At 41.7% G+C, this 13,184-nt stretch carries 16 protein-coding genes; 4 read left to right on the top strand and 12 right to left on the bottom strand.

Features of this window, described 5'->3' with window-relative positions; genetic code table 11:
* Nucleotides 1–66: 66 nt before the first annotated feature.
* Nucleotides 67–336, bottom strand: coding sequence for a hypothetical protein (locus L4C39_RS08795; protein ID WP_171756071.1), 270 nt, complete (start codon nt 334–336; stop codon nt 67–69).
* A gap of 200 nt (nt 337–536) precedes the next feature.
* Between L4C39_RS08795 and mnmA the strand changes: the two genes are divergently transcribed.
* The 3 genes from mnmA to purB all read left to right on the top strand — a co-directional run bounded on the left by mnmA (nt 537) and on the right by purB (nt 3,749).
* Nucleotides 537–1,661: a tRNA 2-thiouridine(34) synthase MnmA gene (gene mnmA / locus L4C39_RS08790; RefSeq protein ID WP_429745426.1), complete on the top strand. Its 1,125-nt coding sequence runs from the start codon at nt 537–539 to the stop codon at nt 1,659–1,661.
* 26 nt (nt 1,662–1,687) lie between these two features.
* Nucleotides 1,688–2,305: a high frequency lysogenization protein HflD gene (hflD, locus tag L4C39_RS08785; protein WP_017052225.1), complete on the top strand. Its 618-nt coding sequence runs from the start codon at nt 1,688–1,690 to the stop codon at nt 2,303–2,305.
* Nucleotides 2,306–2,378: 73 nt separating this feature from the next.
* Nucleotides 2,379–3,749 (top strand): adenylosuccinate lyase, encoded by a 1,371-nt coding sequence (gene purB, locus L4C39_RS08780; RefSeq protein WP_171756073.1) that lies wholly within the window; start codon nt 2,379–2,381, stop codon nt 3,747–3,749.
* A gap of 112 nt (nt 3,750–3,861) precedes the next feature.
* On the opposite strand, the gene L4C39_RS08775 is transcribed toward purB, so the two are convergent.
* The 9 genes from L4C39_RS08775 to htpX all read right to left on the bottom strand — a co-directional run bounded on the left by L4C39_RS08775 (nt 3,862) and on the right by htpX (nt 11,178).
* A complete protein-coding gene (locus tag L4C39_RS08775) occupies nt 3,862–4,401 on the bottom strand; it encodes a DUF3833 domain-containing protein (RefSeq protein WP_371711025.1) in 540 nt (179 codons plus the stop codon).
* Nucleotides 4,398–5,135: a chalcone isomerase family protein gene (locus L4C39_RS08770; RefSeq protein WP_429745423.1), complete on the bottom strand. Its 738-nt coding sequence runs from the start codon at nt 5,133–5,135 to the stop codon at nt 4,398–4,400. Before L4C39_RS08770 ends, L4C39_RS08775 begins: the two co-directional genes overlap by 4 nt.
* Nucleotides 5,104–5,607 carry a DUF2878 domain-containing protein gene (locus L4C39_RS08765; protein ID WP_171756074.1) on the bottom strand — a complete coding sequence of 168 codons (504 nt, stop codon included), beginning with the start codon at nt 5,605–5,607 and terminating at the stop codon, nt 5,104–5,106. Before L4C39_RS08765 ends, L4C39_RS08770 begins: the two co-directional genes overlap by 32 nt.
* Nucleotides 5,604–6,854, bottom strand: coding sequence for a class I SAM-dependent methyltransferase (locus L4C39_RS08760; RefSeq protein WP_429745421.1), 1,251 nt, complete (start codon nt 6,852–6,854; stop codon nt 5,604–5,606). Before L4C39_RS08760 ends, L4C39_RS08765 begins: the two co-directional genes overlap by 4 nt.
* A complete protein-coding gene (locus tag L4C39_RS08755; protein ID WP_429745419.1) occupies nt 6,848–7,684 on the bottom strand; it encodes a DUF1365 domain-containing protein in 837 nt (278 codons plus the stop codon). The genes L4C39_RS08760 and L4C39_RS08755 overlap by 7 nt, the downstream gene beginning before the upstream one ends.
* Nucleotide 7,685: 1 nt before the next feature.
* Nucleotides 7,686–8,975, bottom strand: coding sequence for an NAD(P)/FAD-dependent oxidoreductase (locus L4C39_RS08750; protein WP_113795945.1), 1,290 nt, complete (start codon nt 8,973–8,975; stop codon nt 7,686–7,688).
* Between the two features lie 11 nt (nt 8,976–8,986).
* Entirely contained in the window at nt 8,987–9,724 is a 738-nt protein-coding gene (locus L4C39_RS08745; RefSeq protein ID WP_429745417.1) for an SDR family NAD(P)-dependent oxidoreductase, read from the bottom strand.
* Nucleotides 9,721–10,140 carry a nuclear transport factor 2 family protein gene (locus L4C39_RS08740; RefSeq protein ID WP_429745415.1) on the bottom strand — a complete coding sequence of 140 codons (420 nt, stop codon included), beginning with the start codon at nt 10,138–10,140 and terminating at the stop codon, nt 9,721–9,723. The genes L4C39_RS08745 and L4C39_RS08740 overlap by 4 nt, the downstream gene beginning before the upstream one ends.
* 171 nt (nt 10,141–10,311) lie before the next feature.
* Nucleotides 10,312–11,178, bottom strand: coding sequence for a protease HtpX (gene htpX, locus L4C39_RS08735; RefSeq protein ID WP_017053878.1), 867 nt, complete (start codon nt 11,176–11,178; stop codon nt 10,312–10,314).
* 256 nt (nt 11,179–11,434) lie between these two features.
* Between htpX and L4C39_RS08730 the strand changes: the two genes are divergently transcribed.
* On the top strand, nt 11,435–11,602 hold the full coding sequence (locus tag L4C39_RS08730) for a hypothetical protein (protein WP_017053879.1): 168 nt from the start codon (nt 11,435–11,437) through the stop codon (nt 11,600–11,602).
* Between the two features lie 97 nt (nt 11,603–11,699).
* Here L4C39_RS08730 and bioD read toward each other — a convergent pair whose 3' ends face one another.
* Nucleotides 11,700–12,386 (bottom strand): dethiobiotin synthase, encoded by a 687-nt coding sequence (gene bioD, locus L4C39_RS08725; protein WP_113795942.1) that lies wholly within the window; start codon nt 12,384–12,386, stop codon nt 11,700–11,702.
* Nucleotides 12,383–13,183 carry a malonyl-ACP O-methyltransferase BioC gene (gene bioC / locus L4C39_RS08720; RefSeq protein WP_371711030.1) on the bottom strand — a complete coding sequence of 267 codons (801 nt, stop codon included), beginning with the start codon at nt 13,181–13,183 and terminating at the stop codon, nt 12,383–12,385. The genes bioD and bioC overlap by 4 nt, the downstream gene beginning before the upstream one ends.
* Nucleotide 13,184: the final 1 nt, after the last annotated feature.

Genomic DNA, 13,184 nt, shown 5'->3' with positions numbered 1-13,184 from the left:
TTCTACCGCGACCAAATAGGCGCGGCAATAATGGAGATTATAGCAAACGATTGCTAAAGGTAATTATTATTCACCTTCCATAAAGCTAAGATCTGGTAGCATATCCAAGTGCTCTGAATAACGCTTTAAATTAAACTCAGCATCATTTTTCATGACATCAAAAATCTCTATAGCCAAAGCGCACGCCATCGCCTGAATGGCATCTTCACGCGCCGAACCTGTCATCATAAGACGCATTAGAGTTTCAGTTACTTTCTTTGGGTTACCTTCTTCTAATTGATTTTCAATGGTTTCGATCAGTGTTGCTTCATCGATAAATTCACTTTGTTCTGTCATTTTTTCAGCTCTCATCATCATTAATAGGCGGACTATGCCACATCCTCATCATGACTGGGAATAAAATCTGATTTTCAGCTTCAATTTGGTTGAATTGCGTAACGCTTAATCGAATAAATTGTGATTAACGTCTCGGATCTGTCCCCCACAAATTCTTTCTGTTAGAATCTGCACCCAAGTCAATTTAGTGGTTTTATATAATGTCAGATAACAGCCAAAAGAAAGTCATTGTCGGAATGTCCGGCGGCGTTGATTCATCGGTTTCTGCCTACCTGCTTCAGCAACAAGGTTACCAAGTTGAAGGCCTGTTCATGAAGAACTGGGAAGAAGACGACAACGAAGAATATTGCACCGCAGCGGAAGATTTAGCCGATGCACAAGCAGTATGTGACAAACTGGGCATCCATCTGCACACTATTAACTTTGCTGCAGAGTACTGGGACAACGTATTTGAGTACTTCCTTGAAGAGTACAAAGCGGGTCGCACTCCAAACCCAGACATTCTTTGTAACAAAGAAATTAAATTTAAGGCTTTCTTAGAATTTGCAGACGAAGTTCTCGATGCAGATTTTATCGCAATGGGTCATTACGTTCGCCGAACTTTCCCAACCGCAGAAGAGATCGAGAATGGTGCTAAGCCAGAAATGCTTCGTGGTTTGGACTCAAACAAAGACCAAAGCTACTTCCTCTATACCTTAAGTTCAGATCAAGTTTCTCGCAGCTTATTCCCTGTTGGCGAACTCGAAAAACCAGAAGTACGCCGAATTGCTGAAGAGCAAGATCTCATCACGGCGAAGAAAAAAGACTCAACAGGTATCTGTTTCATCGGTGAGCGTAAATTCACTGAGTTTTTAGGTAAATACTTGCCTGCGCAACCTGGCAATATCGAAAGCCCAGATGGTAAAGTCATCGGTCAACACCAAGGTTTGATGTATCATACTTTGGGTCAGCGTAAAGGTCTTCATATTGGCGGCACGAAAGGTGGCGGTGGTAACGAAGAACCTTGGTTTGTGGGTGAGAAAGATCTTAAACGTAATGTACTTATTGCGGTACAAGGCAAAGATCATCCACTACTTAAATCTGAAGGTTTGTTAGCGTCACAATTACATTGGGTCGATCGCACTCCAATCCGTGAAATCATGAAATGTACTGTGAAAACACGTTACCGCCAGACAGATATTGCTTGTACAATAATCCCTGTCGATGATGAGAACATCAAAGTGATATTTGATGAGCCTCAAATTGCCGTCACTCCGGGCCAATCCGCAGTGTTCTATAAAGACGAAATTTGTCTTGGTGGCGGAATCATCGAGAAACGCATTTAATTCATTCTAAGTTTAGGAGTCGCAACGTGGCTAACACCATTTATGACCGTACTATTGCTTTTGCTGGTATCTGCCAAGCTGTTGCTCTAGTTCAACAAGTAGCAAAGAACGGTTCTTGTGATAATGATGCTTTTGAAGCGTCTATGAATGCGATTGTAAGTACGAATCCAATCAATACCATCGGTGTTTTTGGCCGCGAGTCAGACTTGAAGCTGGGCCTAGAGTGCTTAGTTCAAGGTATTGATAGCACTCCAACAGGGAGTGAAATTACACGCTACATTATCAGTTTGATGGCTCTTGAACGTAAATTAAGTGCTCGTAATGACACCATGTCACAACTTGGCGATCGTATCCAAATGGTGGAACGTCAACTAGAGCACTATGATCTGCTTGATGAACAGATGATCAGCAATATTGCGAGCATTTACTTAGACGTTGTGAGTCCTATCGGGCCTCGAATTCAAGTAAATGGCACACCATCAGTATTACAGCAAACGTCCAATCAACATAAAGTCCGTGCACTGCTTTTATCCGGTATTCGCAGCGCTGTTCTTTGGCGTCAAGTGGGTGGTCGTCGCCTCCATTTGGTTTTTTCTCGTAAGAAAATGGTAGAACAAGCACAAATTTTATTAGCTCGAATGTAAGCAAAGCTCGCCTGGATTGGCGAGCTACTTTTTTATACACCCCAACTTTTATTTACATATCTAGGAGATTCACATGGAATTGTCAGCATTAACTGCTGTTTCACCTGTAGACGGTCGCTACGGAAGTAAAACAATTTCTTTACGCAGCATCTTTAGTGAGTACGGCTTGCTGAAGTACCGTACTGTTGTTGAAGTTCGTTGGTTACAAAAATTAGCCGCGACGCAATCGATTGCGGAAGTGGCTACATTAAGTGCTGAAGCGAATCAATTCTTAGATAACATCGCAGCAAACTTCAGTGAAGAAGACGCTATGCGTATCAAAGAGATTGAACGCACAACGAACCATGATGTTAAAGCCGTTGAATATTTCCTAAAAGAAAAAGTAGCAGACGTTCCAGAACTGCACGCTATCAATGAATTCATCCACTTTGCTTGTACTTCTGAAGACATCAACAACACGTCACACGCCCTAATGCTAAAAGAAGCGCGTGATACGGTTATTCTTCCTGAGATCCGTAACGTTATCGATGCGATTAAAGCTTTAGCTAACGAATACCGCGATGTTCCTCTTCTTTCACGTACGCACGGACAGCCTGCTTCTCCATCAACTATGGGTAAAGAGATGGCTAACGTGGCGTATCGTATGGAGCGTCAATTCAAACAGATCGAAAACGTTGAGATCCTAGCGAAAATTAACGGCGCAGTGGGTAACTACAACGCTCACCTTTCTGCTTACCCAGATGTAGACTGGCATGCATTTAGCGAAGAATTCATCACTGAATCTCTAGGCGTTAATTGGAATCCATACACAACGCAAATTGAACCTCACGATTACATTGCTGAACTATTTGACGCGATTGCACGATTCAACACAATCCTTCTTGATTTTGATCGTGATGTTTGGGGCTACATTGCTCTTGGTCACTTCAAACAAAAAACGATTGCTGGCGAAATCGGCTCTTCAACAATGCCGCATAAAGTTAACCCAATCGATTTTGAAAACTCAGAAGGTAACTTAGGCCTTGCGAACGCAATCTTCAGCCACCTAGCTCAAAAGCTTCCTGTCTCTCGCTGGCAGCGTGACCTTACTGACTCTACAGTTCTTCGTAACTTAGGTGTTGGTTGTGGTTATGCAATCATCGCATACACCTCGACTCTAAAAGGCATCAGCAAGCTTGAAATCAACCAAGCAGCGCTTGAAGCTGAACTAGACAAAAACTGGGAAGTTCTTGCAGAACCAGTACAAACAGTCATGCGTCGTTACGGTATCGAGAAACCATACGAAAAACTAAAAGAACTGACTCGTGGTAAACGTGTAGACGGCGAAGGTATGCGTACATTCATCGATGGTTTAGAAATCCCTGAAGATGAAAAAGTTCGTCTAAAAGAAATGACTCCAGCGAACTACATCGGCCAAGCGATTGAGTTAACTGATAAGCTGTAATGAATATGAGGCATAAGTTCGATTGGGCATAGGTTCCTTTAGGCCTGGCTTAATTGAATGTACTCAATGTATAAAAAAGGTTCCTTAAGTGGAGCCTTTTCTATGTTTGGTATTAGATTTTTTCAAAAAAGAGAGTGACCTTCCCTACTTCAATGCCAAACTTCTTAATGCTAGTGACATTAAATACTCGTTTTTCGTCCTGTCGATACAACCAATCATCAAAGAAGACGGTCACCGTTGAGTCCTCCATTTTTAGTTCGAAGTCATACTGCCACCAAAGTGCGTTACCACTCTCCTGACCAATCGCATAGCCGATAATATCATCCGCTTCTCCTTGATATGTTCCATCATCCAAACGCGTGATTACCCATATTCGTTGTGAAACTTCTCCATCATCAAATACAAAGTCTTCAGTCAATGTCAGTGTTCTGTCTTCTACTTCTCCGAATAAGGAAACCGTAAATCGACGAGTCTGAACGCCTTTATAGTCTTGAACCATCCCCCAAGCCTGAGTGTTCCCAGAAAAGTATTCAAACAACTCAAATTTTGGGGTACTTGCTTGGTAATCACTTATTTCGGATGAACAACCACCGAGGCCTGAAACACAGAAAATAAGCAGTGAAAGCTTTAAAACCTTCCATTTAATCATCATTGGCTTGCTCCTATAAGCTGTGAACGTAAATCTGGATATGAACTTTTTGGGGATAACCAAATGGCAAGAAAAGCATCATTGAGCTCTTCATCTGCTATTTCACCAATGACCTTTTTGTCGCCAATAATTTTTTTGTCACCAATAGCATTTTTCTTACTAATAGCCTCTGTTTCACGATCAACCTCTTTTTGACGAGTAACATCGGATTCAGACATCGCTTCGATAAAGTACATTTTTCCTAATTCGCCATCGGTGACGTACACCAACCGATCGCCCTCTTTAAGATTCGGAAATATTGTCCCTAATATCTCTAGCCACTCTATTTGTTTGTCTTGAGGGTATTTCAGCTCATTCCATTGCTCCTCCGTTGCATCTAATAACTGCTTCTTGGATATAGTTCTTTGGTATTTGATATCTAACGCGATGGGATGAGGAGTGATATCCCTCGCTTGAATGTATCGTCCTGTTGGACTGTATAAGGTCGATTTATAGACATCGAAAAATAGCCAAGAGAGCTGAGCCTCTCCTATTTTTTTCCACGACTCCCAGTTTGTTAAGGTAGTGTGAGTTACAGGCTTTTCGACTATCGATATACTTGACGTTCCGCTGCTTGATAATGTTTTTTCACAAAAAAGCAAGGCACTAAAAAACAGGAATAGCGATAACCCTTTTCTTGTTGGATTATTCGAAGCCACATGCTCGCTACAGTTGATATTTAATTTTTTGATTACCATGATCATAAACCTTCAACGTCACCCATATAACAATGGCCCATTCAATCATCAATACTAATACACTGCTGAATGGATCAAACCCAAACATCACCGCCCCGAGTTGTTCTCCTGCGTAATAACTTAAGCCACCCGCGATAGCTCCAACAAAAATAATGCCACCTCGCAAATAGTCTCGAATTAATGGATAGAGCTGGAAGGCATACCATGCGTATCCAGCCCAGAGCAAAACTAGCCACACAGGGATATATTGATCATCAAACACCAATACACCAATGAGTGAATTAACGCTGTCGAAAATAACGCCAAGTATCGCAATACTGAAACAAGACCAAATAGGCAAGCCTTGATATCTACACGATAATACAAAAGTGATGACCACGCTGACCACTAACCAACTGATCCAATCTCCTTGCCCCAGAACAGCCATAAACCAGAGCACTTGAAACCAGGTCGAAATTAAAAAAATTCTCATACTTGTGGTCTTTGAAGTGTGAGATGAATAGTACTGATACTTCTCGCTAAAAACCCACCTTCGCAATAGCATAAATAATATCGCCACATCCGAATAAATGGTTCATCGTAGCCAAGCTCTCGTAATCTAGGCTCTGCAAGATTAAATCGAATCTGCCAATCTTTTAATGTTTTGGCGTAGTCCAATCCAATATCAAATAAATCTCTAATGATTAAATCACTGTACTTAGTCGTCGCACTGGACAGGCAAGTGATGGATGGTAGAAATCCGCCCGGAAATATATATTTCTGAATAAAATCAACGCTATTGCTATAAGACTGGTACCTTTGGTCGGCAATGGTAATCGCTTGGATCGCCATCAATCCATTTGGCTTTAGAAGTGACTGACATTTTTTTATGTATGATGGTAAATACGATTTCCCTACGGCTTCAATCATTTCAATTGAGACTAACTTATCAAACTCACCTTCAAGCACCCGATAATCCTGCTTTAAAAGCGTAATCTGATCTTCTAAGCCTGCACTTCGTATTTTATCTTGAGCATAGTGAAACTGCTCTTCAGATATCGTTGTGGTTGTCACTCTGCACCCATATTTTTCTGCCATATAAATGGCCATCGCCCCCCATCCTGTGCCAATTTCTATAACATGATCACTTGCTTGTAATTGCAGCTGCTGGCATAGCCTTTCCATTTTATTAATTTGAGCCGCTTCTAAAGTATTGTTTGAGCCGCTATATAATGCAGAGGAGTAGAGCATTTTTTCATCGAGGAATGTTTCATAAAGTGCATTCCCTAAATCATAATGCGCGTGAATATTTTTTTGTGATTGTGCAACGCTGTTACGGTTAAACCAATGACTCAGCTTATGCACTACAGAGCTCACCCAACTACTTTTTGATTCAATACTGTCGAGAGCGCTCATATTAAGTGCCATCAACTGCATTAAATCCGTTAAATTTGGACTCTCCCACCAACCATCGATGTACGCTTCACCTGCGGCAATACTGCCTCCTTTCATTAGACGAACATAAAAGTCTGGATGATTGATTTCAATCGTCGCGTTTGGTTCGCCTTTTCTTGGTAAGCCAAAAGTATGACTTACTGATTCACGACTACTTGTATAAGATTCGATAAGGGTTAAGCTGCCCACTTCAAGATGTTGCAGGCATTTAAGTAAACCATCCCTTGTCACTCTTTGCAGGTAAGATTGAGTTTTGTGAATATTCAGTGATGAAGCATCTAACATGATGATTTCTCCTTATCTTTACTTTTTCCTTTACTTACTAATGTGTTATCTAGCGCGTCTATGTTGTTTTCTTGCGTTGTTGCCTTCTTGCGTATAACTGAGTGTCCATAAAACGGCGCGCCCTTTAGCCACAATTTGAGCGCATGCCAATAGATACCGAGTACCACTTTTATCGCCATCACTGGGGTGCGGATTAATAGACGTATAAGGTTGGAGGAGCTAAAAGACTGCGGTTTCATAGCGAGTGTCGCCTCGAACTCTTTTCTCTCGCGATGACACTCCAGGTGGATCATCAAACGCTTGTCTACAGGCTTTAACTTCCAAACGTATTTTTGATCCATCGGATTAAACGGAGACACATGAAATGATTTTTGATGTTGCCAGTGCAGTTCATTGTCACCGGGTTCGGCAGGAATGGCGTAGTAATGCCGCTCATTCCATGGCGTGTTACTCACCTCCGCCAGCATGTACTGCCAATGGTTATCTTCATCAAATAAATAGTAAAAATTCACAGGACTGAAATAGATCCCTAAATATCTCAAATGACAGATTGCTAGCACTTTTCCCGATAATGTCACTCCGGTTAACTCAGACACTTTCATTTGGACCGCTTTTTTTAAACAACCCGATCCAAGATAATCACTCCGACGAAATTGCGCCCAGTGCCACCAACGCGATCCGAATCCCCAGATGTTTTTTTCCAATACTGGCAACTCATCAATATCAATGCATGGCATAAAAAGCGGGTAACGAAGAGAATGCAATACCGGTGAAAATCGACGGTGTTGAACATGCCCTACCATCAACTGGCTTGAATATTGACCACTCATGTTAAGCCACTCCCTGCTGATGAGAGCTACTGTCCTGACTACATTGATCAAATAGTTCGTTTACCACATCAACAGCACTCCTCACTCCATCTTCATGAAAACCGTTATGCCAATATGCACCACAAAACCAAGTATGATATTGCCCATTGATTTCATGTCGGCGGCGTTGCGCTTCAATCGTGTTAGTGGTGAACACGGGGTGGTGATAGGTAAAACGTCGTAGAATTCGTTCTTCTTTAATATTGTCACTGCTGTTTAATGACACACAAAATGTTTCAGGGGCAGATATGTGTTGAAGGATATTCATGTTATACGTCAGCGAAGGTAATCGACACTGCTCTTGATCGGATTCATCAAGTACGTAATTCCAAGATGCCCAGGCTGCTTTTCTTTTGGGAAGCAGGTTAATATCGGTATGCAAGGTCACCTCGTTCGCTTGATATTCCATCTTCCCTAAAATGTCCAACTCTAGCGGTGTCGGATCGGCAATCATTTTCATTGCTTGATCGCTGTGACAAGCAAAGATCACCTGATCATAAAATTCATGCTTACCGTTCACTTCCAAGGTGACTCCAACGGCATCTCGACGAACCGAAGTGACAGGGCTATTAAGTCGAATATTGGCTGAGAACCCTCTGGTTAAAGGCTCGATATATGCTCTAGAGCCTCCTTCTATCACATACCACTGTGGTCGGTTTACCACATCAAGTAACCCGTGATTAAGAAAGAACTGCAAGAAAAAACGAAGTGGGAATGAGCGCATGTCAGCTAAGGTCGATGACCAGATTGCCGCTCCCATTGGAAGGATGTAGTTAGTGCAGAAATAGTCACTAAAACCATTTTTTTTCAAAAACATGTCTAACGTTTGACTATCACAAGATAAATCATCAACGCTGAGTTTCGCTAGCTTATTAAATCTGAGTATCTCACCAATAAAACCGTAAAATTTCGGATTAAACCAATTTCGTTTTTGAGCAAATAACGATGTTAAAGTGTGCCCGTTATACTCCAAACCATTCGCGTCATTTCGAACGCTAAAGCTCATTTGAGTCGGGCTTCCTTTCACCCCAATGTCATCCATCATCTTAATAAAATGCGGATAGGTTCGATCGTTGTAGACAATAAACCCCGTATCGATCGCGTATGACTTTCCCCCAACCGTCACATCCACGGTTGCAGTGTGTCCACCAATGTAATCATTCGCTTCAAACAAGGTTATATCGTGATGCTTGTGAAGATGGTAGCCACAGGTTAACCCTGAGATCCCACACCCTATAATGGCAATTTTCATCATTAACTCCTTTAATCTTTTATTAATTTAGAAACTAAAATGGTTTGCCAGTGGTAAGGCAGAAGTGAAATCATTCGTAGAAAATAAGTAAATCGCTTAGGGAAATAGATCGTTTTACATCCTCTTTCTACCCCATTGCGAATCGCTTTCGAGGCTTGTTCGACAGAGATTAACATTGGCATAGGAAAATCATTTTTAGCCGTCAAAGGTGTTTGAACAAAGCCGGGATACACCGTCAAAACGTCAACACCTTTTGGACTCAAACTAAGTGATAAGCTTCGAGCAAAATAGCTCACTGCGGCTTTTGATGCGCCATAGACTTCCGCCCTAGGTAGAGCGACTTCACTGGCTATTGACCCCACAATCACCAATCGATCATTAGGCTTAAAATACCCTTGGATTGATTCGATGCAGTTCGCCAGTCCGATAACATTCACGCTCATCACTCTTGCCATAAGTTGAGCATCTATAATGCCTTTATCTATATATTCGCAATCACCTGCATTCATTATCCAAAGAGAGGTTGTTATATCTAACGTCCCTAGCCTCTGTTTGGTCTGATCTAAATCGGTAATATCAAAACACAATGGCGTAATGTTGTGCCCTGATGTGACAAGGCTATTGAGCTTTTCTTGATTACGCCCACATGCATAAACGTGCCATCCTTGCGAGGCATAATCTAAAGCGAGTTGCTCACCAATCCCAGAGGTTGCCCCTGTAATAAAAACGCTAAGGTTATGACTTTTCATTGGCCCAACCTCTGTTTGATTGAACGAATAACGCTTCCCAGCAGAGGAATGTTTTCGTAGATCATCTCTCCGAGGTCAAAATAATCGCGGTGATAAATCACTTTATCATTCTGAAATTTTAAGTGACTGGCTCCATTGACGGTAACGGTTTGGCCACCTTGTAGCTTAGGGTGTTGCAACGACATTGACCAAGTTAGAAACCCAGAATCTCCCACTTGCTGCTGAGTATGGATATCAAAGTCGCATCGATGGACATTTTGATAGAGCGATTCAAAGTAACCTAACAATTCATTCCAACCTTCCAGCCGATGTGCTGCATCTTCAAAAATGACATCTTCATGGTAAATACCATCCAGCAGATGTAAGTTGTCTCGGCTTAACTTCTGATAAATATCACTCACGACTTCAATATTCATCGCCACACCACTCTTATACAAAAAATCATTATGTATAAGTTAGTACAAGAATTTAGATTGTACAAAAAAATAATTGTACAAGTATTTTCCTTATTCACATCTAATAGGCACAAAAAAGGCTTGGTCAGTAACCAAGCCTTTGTATTTAATTTATTTAGATCACGTTATGTTTTACATATTACGTAATGATTCAATTCGCTTATCAAGTGGAGGGTGACTCATCAGCAACTCCGTCATTGAACGCTTACCATTGATACCAAATGCCATCATTGACCCTTCAAGTTGTGGCTCATGGCTTACCTTCAATCGTTCTAATGCGGCGATCATTTTCTGCTTGCCCACTAATTGCGCAGCACCTGCATCGGCATGAAACTCACGATGACGGCTGTACCACATTGTAATGAAGCTTGCTAAGAAGCCGAAGACCAATTCTAGTACCATTGAAACACCAAAATATACCATCATGTTGCTTCCGCCTTCGCCCTCTTCGCTATCATTAGATGCGACAATGTTGGCAATAAAGCGGGATAAGAAGATAACAAAGGTATTAACCACACCTTGCATCAGTGTCATCGTCACCATATCCCCATTAGCAATATGGCTCACTTCATGCGCTAATACCGCTTCTGCCTCATCACGAGTCATGCTATGCAGCAAACCTGTTGAAACCGCGACTAATGAATCATCACGCTTCGCACCTGTTGCAAAGGCATTAATGTCTGGAGAGTCATAAATCGCCACGGTTGGCATCCCAATACCCACTTGCTGCGCTTGACGGCTCACGGTTTCCATCAGCCAATGTTCCGTTTCATTGCGAGGACTTTCAATAACAGAACCGCCCACTGAACGCAGTGCCATTTTCTTTGACATCAGCAAAGAGATAAAAGAACCACCAAAGCCAAACACTGCCGCCATTAGTAGCAGACCAGAAAGACTACCTGGTTGCATCCCAGTGACAGCATAAACAATATTCAGAACAACACTCAGCACCATCACAACCGCTAGGTTGGTTGCTAAGAACAACATTACTCGTTTCATTACTTTTCTCCGAAGGAAACTTCTTATTTTTATGTTATACGTGGAGTATAGCTCTCACACACGATGAATATATACATATAGTCTTAGATTTGGAAAACAAGGTTAAGTAGTAAATTGAAACATTTAATTACTGACGTTTCTCTGTTCACTAAACTCCTTAGACTTTGGTCTTATTGAGATGTGGTAACAATAGGGTTAGATTCAGTCTATTAGTGATATACGAAACATACCCCAAGCGCAAGGAAAGGATAAGATCATGGTTGAAGGCACTAATTTTGAGATGGCAATTGACCTACTCTGCTGCCACTTAGGTATATCCGAAGATGAAGCAAAACAGCAACTTGGCATAAAAACTGATACGCACACCCAGCAACAGATCAGTGAAATGCAACAAGCTCTTATGGGGCTAACTAACGACAAGTAACCGTTATCATCGATTTAAGACGGAATTTAACGACAAAAAAAGGGCTACGAATCACGTAGCCCTTTTTATTTGTCTAAGATTTATGCCAAAGCGAGACTTACGCTAAAGCTAGAATGGGATCGACATTAATGTATTTGCCAATATCTCTCGACTTAACATTTGGTACATAAGGAATTTCACCAAGTTTAGGTGCATCAATCTTATCTTCCAACATGCCGATAATATCTGCGTAATGCTCAGTACCTGGATTAATACGGTTAGCCACCCAACCCACAAGATTTAAACCATCAGCAATGATAGTTTCAGCCGTTAGCATGGCATGGCTCAAGCAGCCTAGCTTGATACCCACAACAAGAACAACTGGCAATTTCTCTTGTTTTACCCAAGTCGACAAGCATTCAGTATCCGAAATAGGAACTCTCCAGCCACCAGCACCTTCAACCAGTACAATGTCTGAAATCTCTTTATGTTGAGCAAGTTTCTCACTTAACAAAGGATATTCAATGGTCACATCTTCATGCTTAGCAGCAATATGTGGAGAGCACGGCAGCAATAAAGCGTATGGATTTACATCTTCATATGCTACGTCATTGGTCGCCGCTTGCTGTAAATGCAGCGCGTCTGAGTTACGCAGCCCTTGTTCAGTTTTTTTACTTCCGGCAGCAACTGGCTTGTAGCCAACCGTCGATAAACCTTTGGCAGCTAGTGCCTGTAAAATAGCCTTTGAACCGACTGTTTTACCTACTTCGGTATCCGTACCTGCAATAAAAAATGCATCAATCATAGATTAATAACCCCTAAACAAACTTGATATGTTGCTGGTAAAAGACCTTGTTGGTTTTGAAACTCTCGGTATTCATGTTCAACTTGCTGTAATACTTTGCGACTGGTCAAACCATGTGAGCGTCCGCTTACGTGGTTCGCACCAATCCCCTTAAGATCACGCATTAATTCAAAAGCGGTATCGTACCAAACTGTGATGGAGGGCAAGTCTAATTGATGCTTCAAGCAGTAAGATTGCGCTAACGCAATTTTTACCTGATTGATACAAATAAACTCATTCACGTGTTGATATGTATCAATTTTTGACCACGCTTGGCTTAGTTCAAATAACGATCCCTTAATTAGTGTTGAAAATACGCAGTGACCACTAGATTTAGTGACACGCTTAATTTCGCGCAGTGGTACTGATAAGTCATCACACCACTGAAGCGCTAAGCTGGAAAAGACGACATCGAAAGAGTCGTCATCAAACGGTAGACATTCAGCATCCGCATGTCGATAGTCGGAAACCATCGATCCACACCTTATTTCTGCTTGTTGGAGCATCGCCTGTGACAAGTCAGCACACGTCACCTTTGCGCCTCGTTTGGCTAATTCATAAGAGAAATATCCCGTTCCACAACCTAAGTCTAAAACTGCCAGACCAGTTAGGTCCTGTGGCAATTTATCAAGTAATCGCTGACCGACATCTCGTTGAAATTCTGCATGCTTATCATAAGATTCAGCGGCTTTACCAAAAGCTTGAGCGATCGCCGTTTTATCTTGTATTGGTTTTTTATTGATCACTGGTGAATCCATT

The sequence above is a fragment of the Vibrio clamense genome, assembly GCF_050337905.1.
In the GTDB taxonomy this organism is placed as follows: domain Bacteria; phylum Pseudomonadota; class Gammaproteobacteria; order Enterobacterales; family Vibrionaceae; genus Vibrio; species Vibrio cortegadensis.
Note: the sequence above shows the minus strand (reverse complement) of the source record. Positions and strands in the feature narration are given on the sequence as shown.

Excerpts from the sequence above, each read along its gene's own strand:
- L4C39_RS08795 (WP_171756071.1), bottom strand. The coding sequence starts at position 336 with ATGACAGAACAAAGTGAATTTATCGATGAAGCAACACTGATCGAAACC.
- mnmA (WP_429745426.1), top strand. The coding sequence starts at position 537 with ATGTCAGATAACAGCCAAAAGAAAGTCATTGTCGGAATGTCCGGCGGC.
- purB (WP_171756073.1), top strand. The coding sequence starts at position 2,379 with ATGGAATTGTCAGCATTAACTGCTGTTTCACCTGTAGACGGTCGCTAC.
- L4C39_RS08775 (WP_371711025.1), bottom strand. The coding sequence starts at position 4,401 with ATGATGATTAAATGGAAGGTTTTAAAGCTTTCACTGCTTATTTTCTGT.
- L4C39_RS08770 (WP_429745423.1), bottom strand. The coding sequence starts at position 5,135 with ATGGTAATCAAAAAATTAAATATCAACTGTAGCGAGCATGTGGCTTCG.
- L4C39_RS08765 (WP_171756074.1), bottom strand. The coding sequence starts at position 5,607 with ATGAGAATTTTTTTAATTTCGACCTGGTTTCAAGTGCTCTGGTTTATG.
- L4C39_RS08760 (WP_429745421.1), bottom strand. The coding sequence starts at position 6,854 with ATGTTAGATGCTTCATCACTGAATATTCACAAAACTCAATCTTACCTG.
- L4C39_RS08755 (WP_429745419.1), bottom strand. The coding sequence starts at position 7,684 with ATGAGTGGTCAATATTCAAGCCAGTTGATGGTAGGGCATGTTCAACAC.
- L4C39_RS08750 (WP_113795945.1), bottom strand. The coding sequence starts at position 8,975 with ATGAAAATTGCCATTATAGGGTGTGGGATCTCAGGGTTAACCTGTGGC.
- L4C39_RS08745 (WP_429745417.1), bottom strand. The coding sequence starts at position 9,724 with ATGAAAAGTCATAACCTTAGCGTTTTTATTACAGGGGCAACCTCTGGG.
- L4C39_RS08740 (WP_429745415.1), bottom strand. The coding sequence starts at position 10,140 with ATGAATATTGAAGTCGTGAGTGATATTTATCAGAAGTTAAGCCGAGAC.
- htpX (WP_017053878.1), bottom strand. The coding sequence starts at position 11,178 with ATGAAACGAGTAATGTTGTTCTTAGCAACCAACCTAGCGGTTGTGATG.
- L4C39_RS08730 (WP_017053879.1), top strand. The coding sequence starts at position 11,435 with ATGGTTGAAGGCACTAATTTTGAGATGGCAATTGACCTACTCTGCTGC.
- bioD (WP_113795942.1), bottom strand. The coding sequence starts at position 12,386 with ATGATTGATGCATTTTTTATTGCAGGTACGGATACCGAAGTAGGTAAA.
- bioC (WP_371711030.1), bottom strand. The coding sequence starts at position 13,183 with ATGGATTCACCAGTGATCAATAAAAAACCAATACAAGATAAAACGGCG.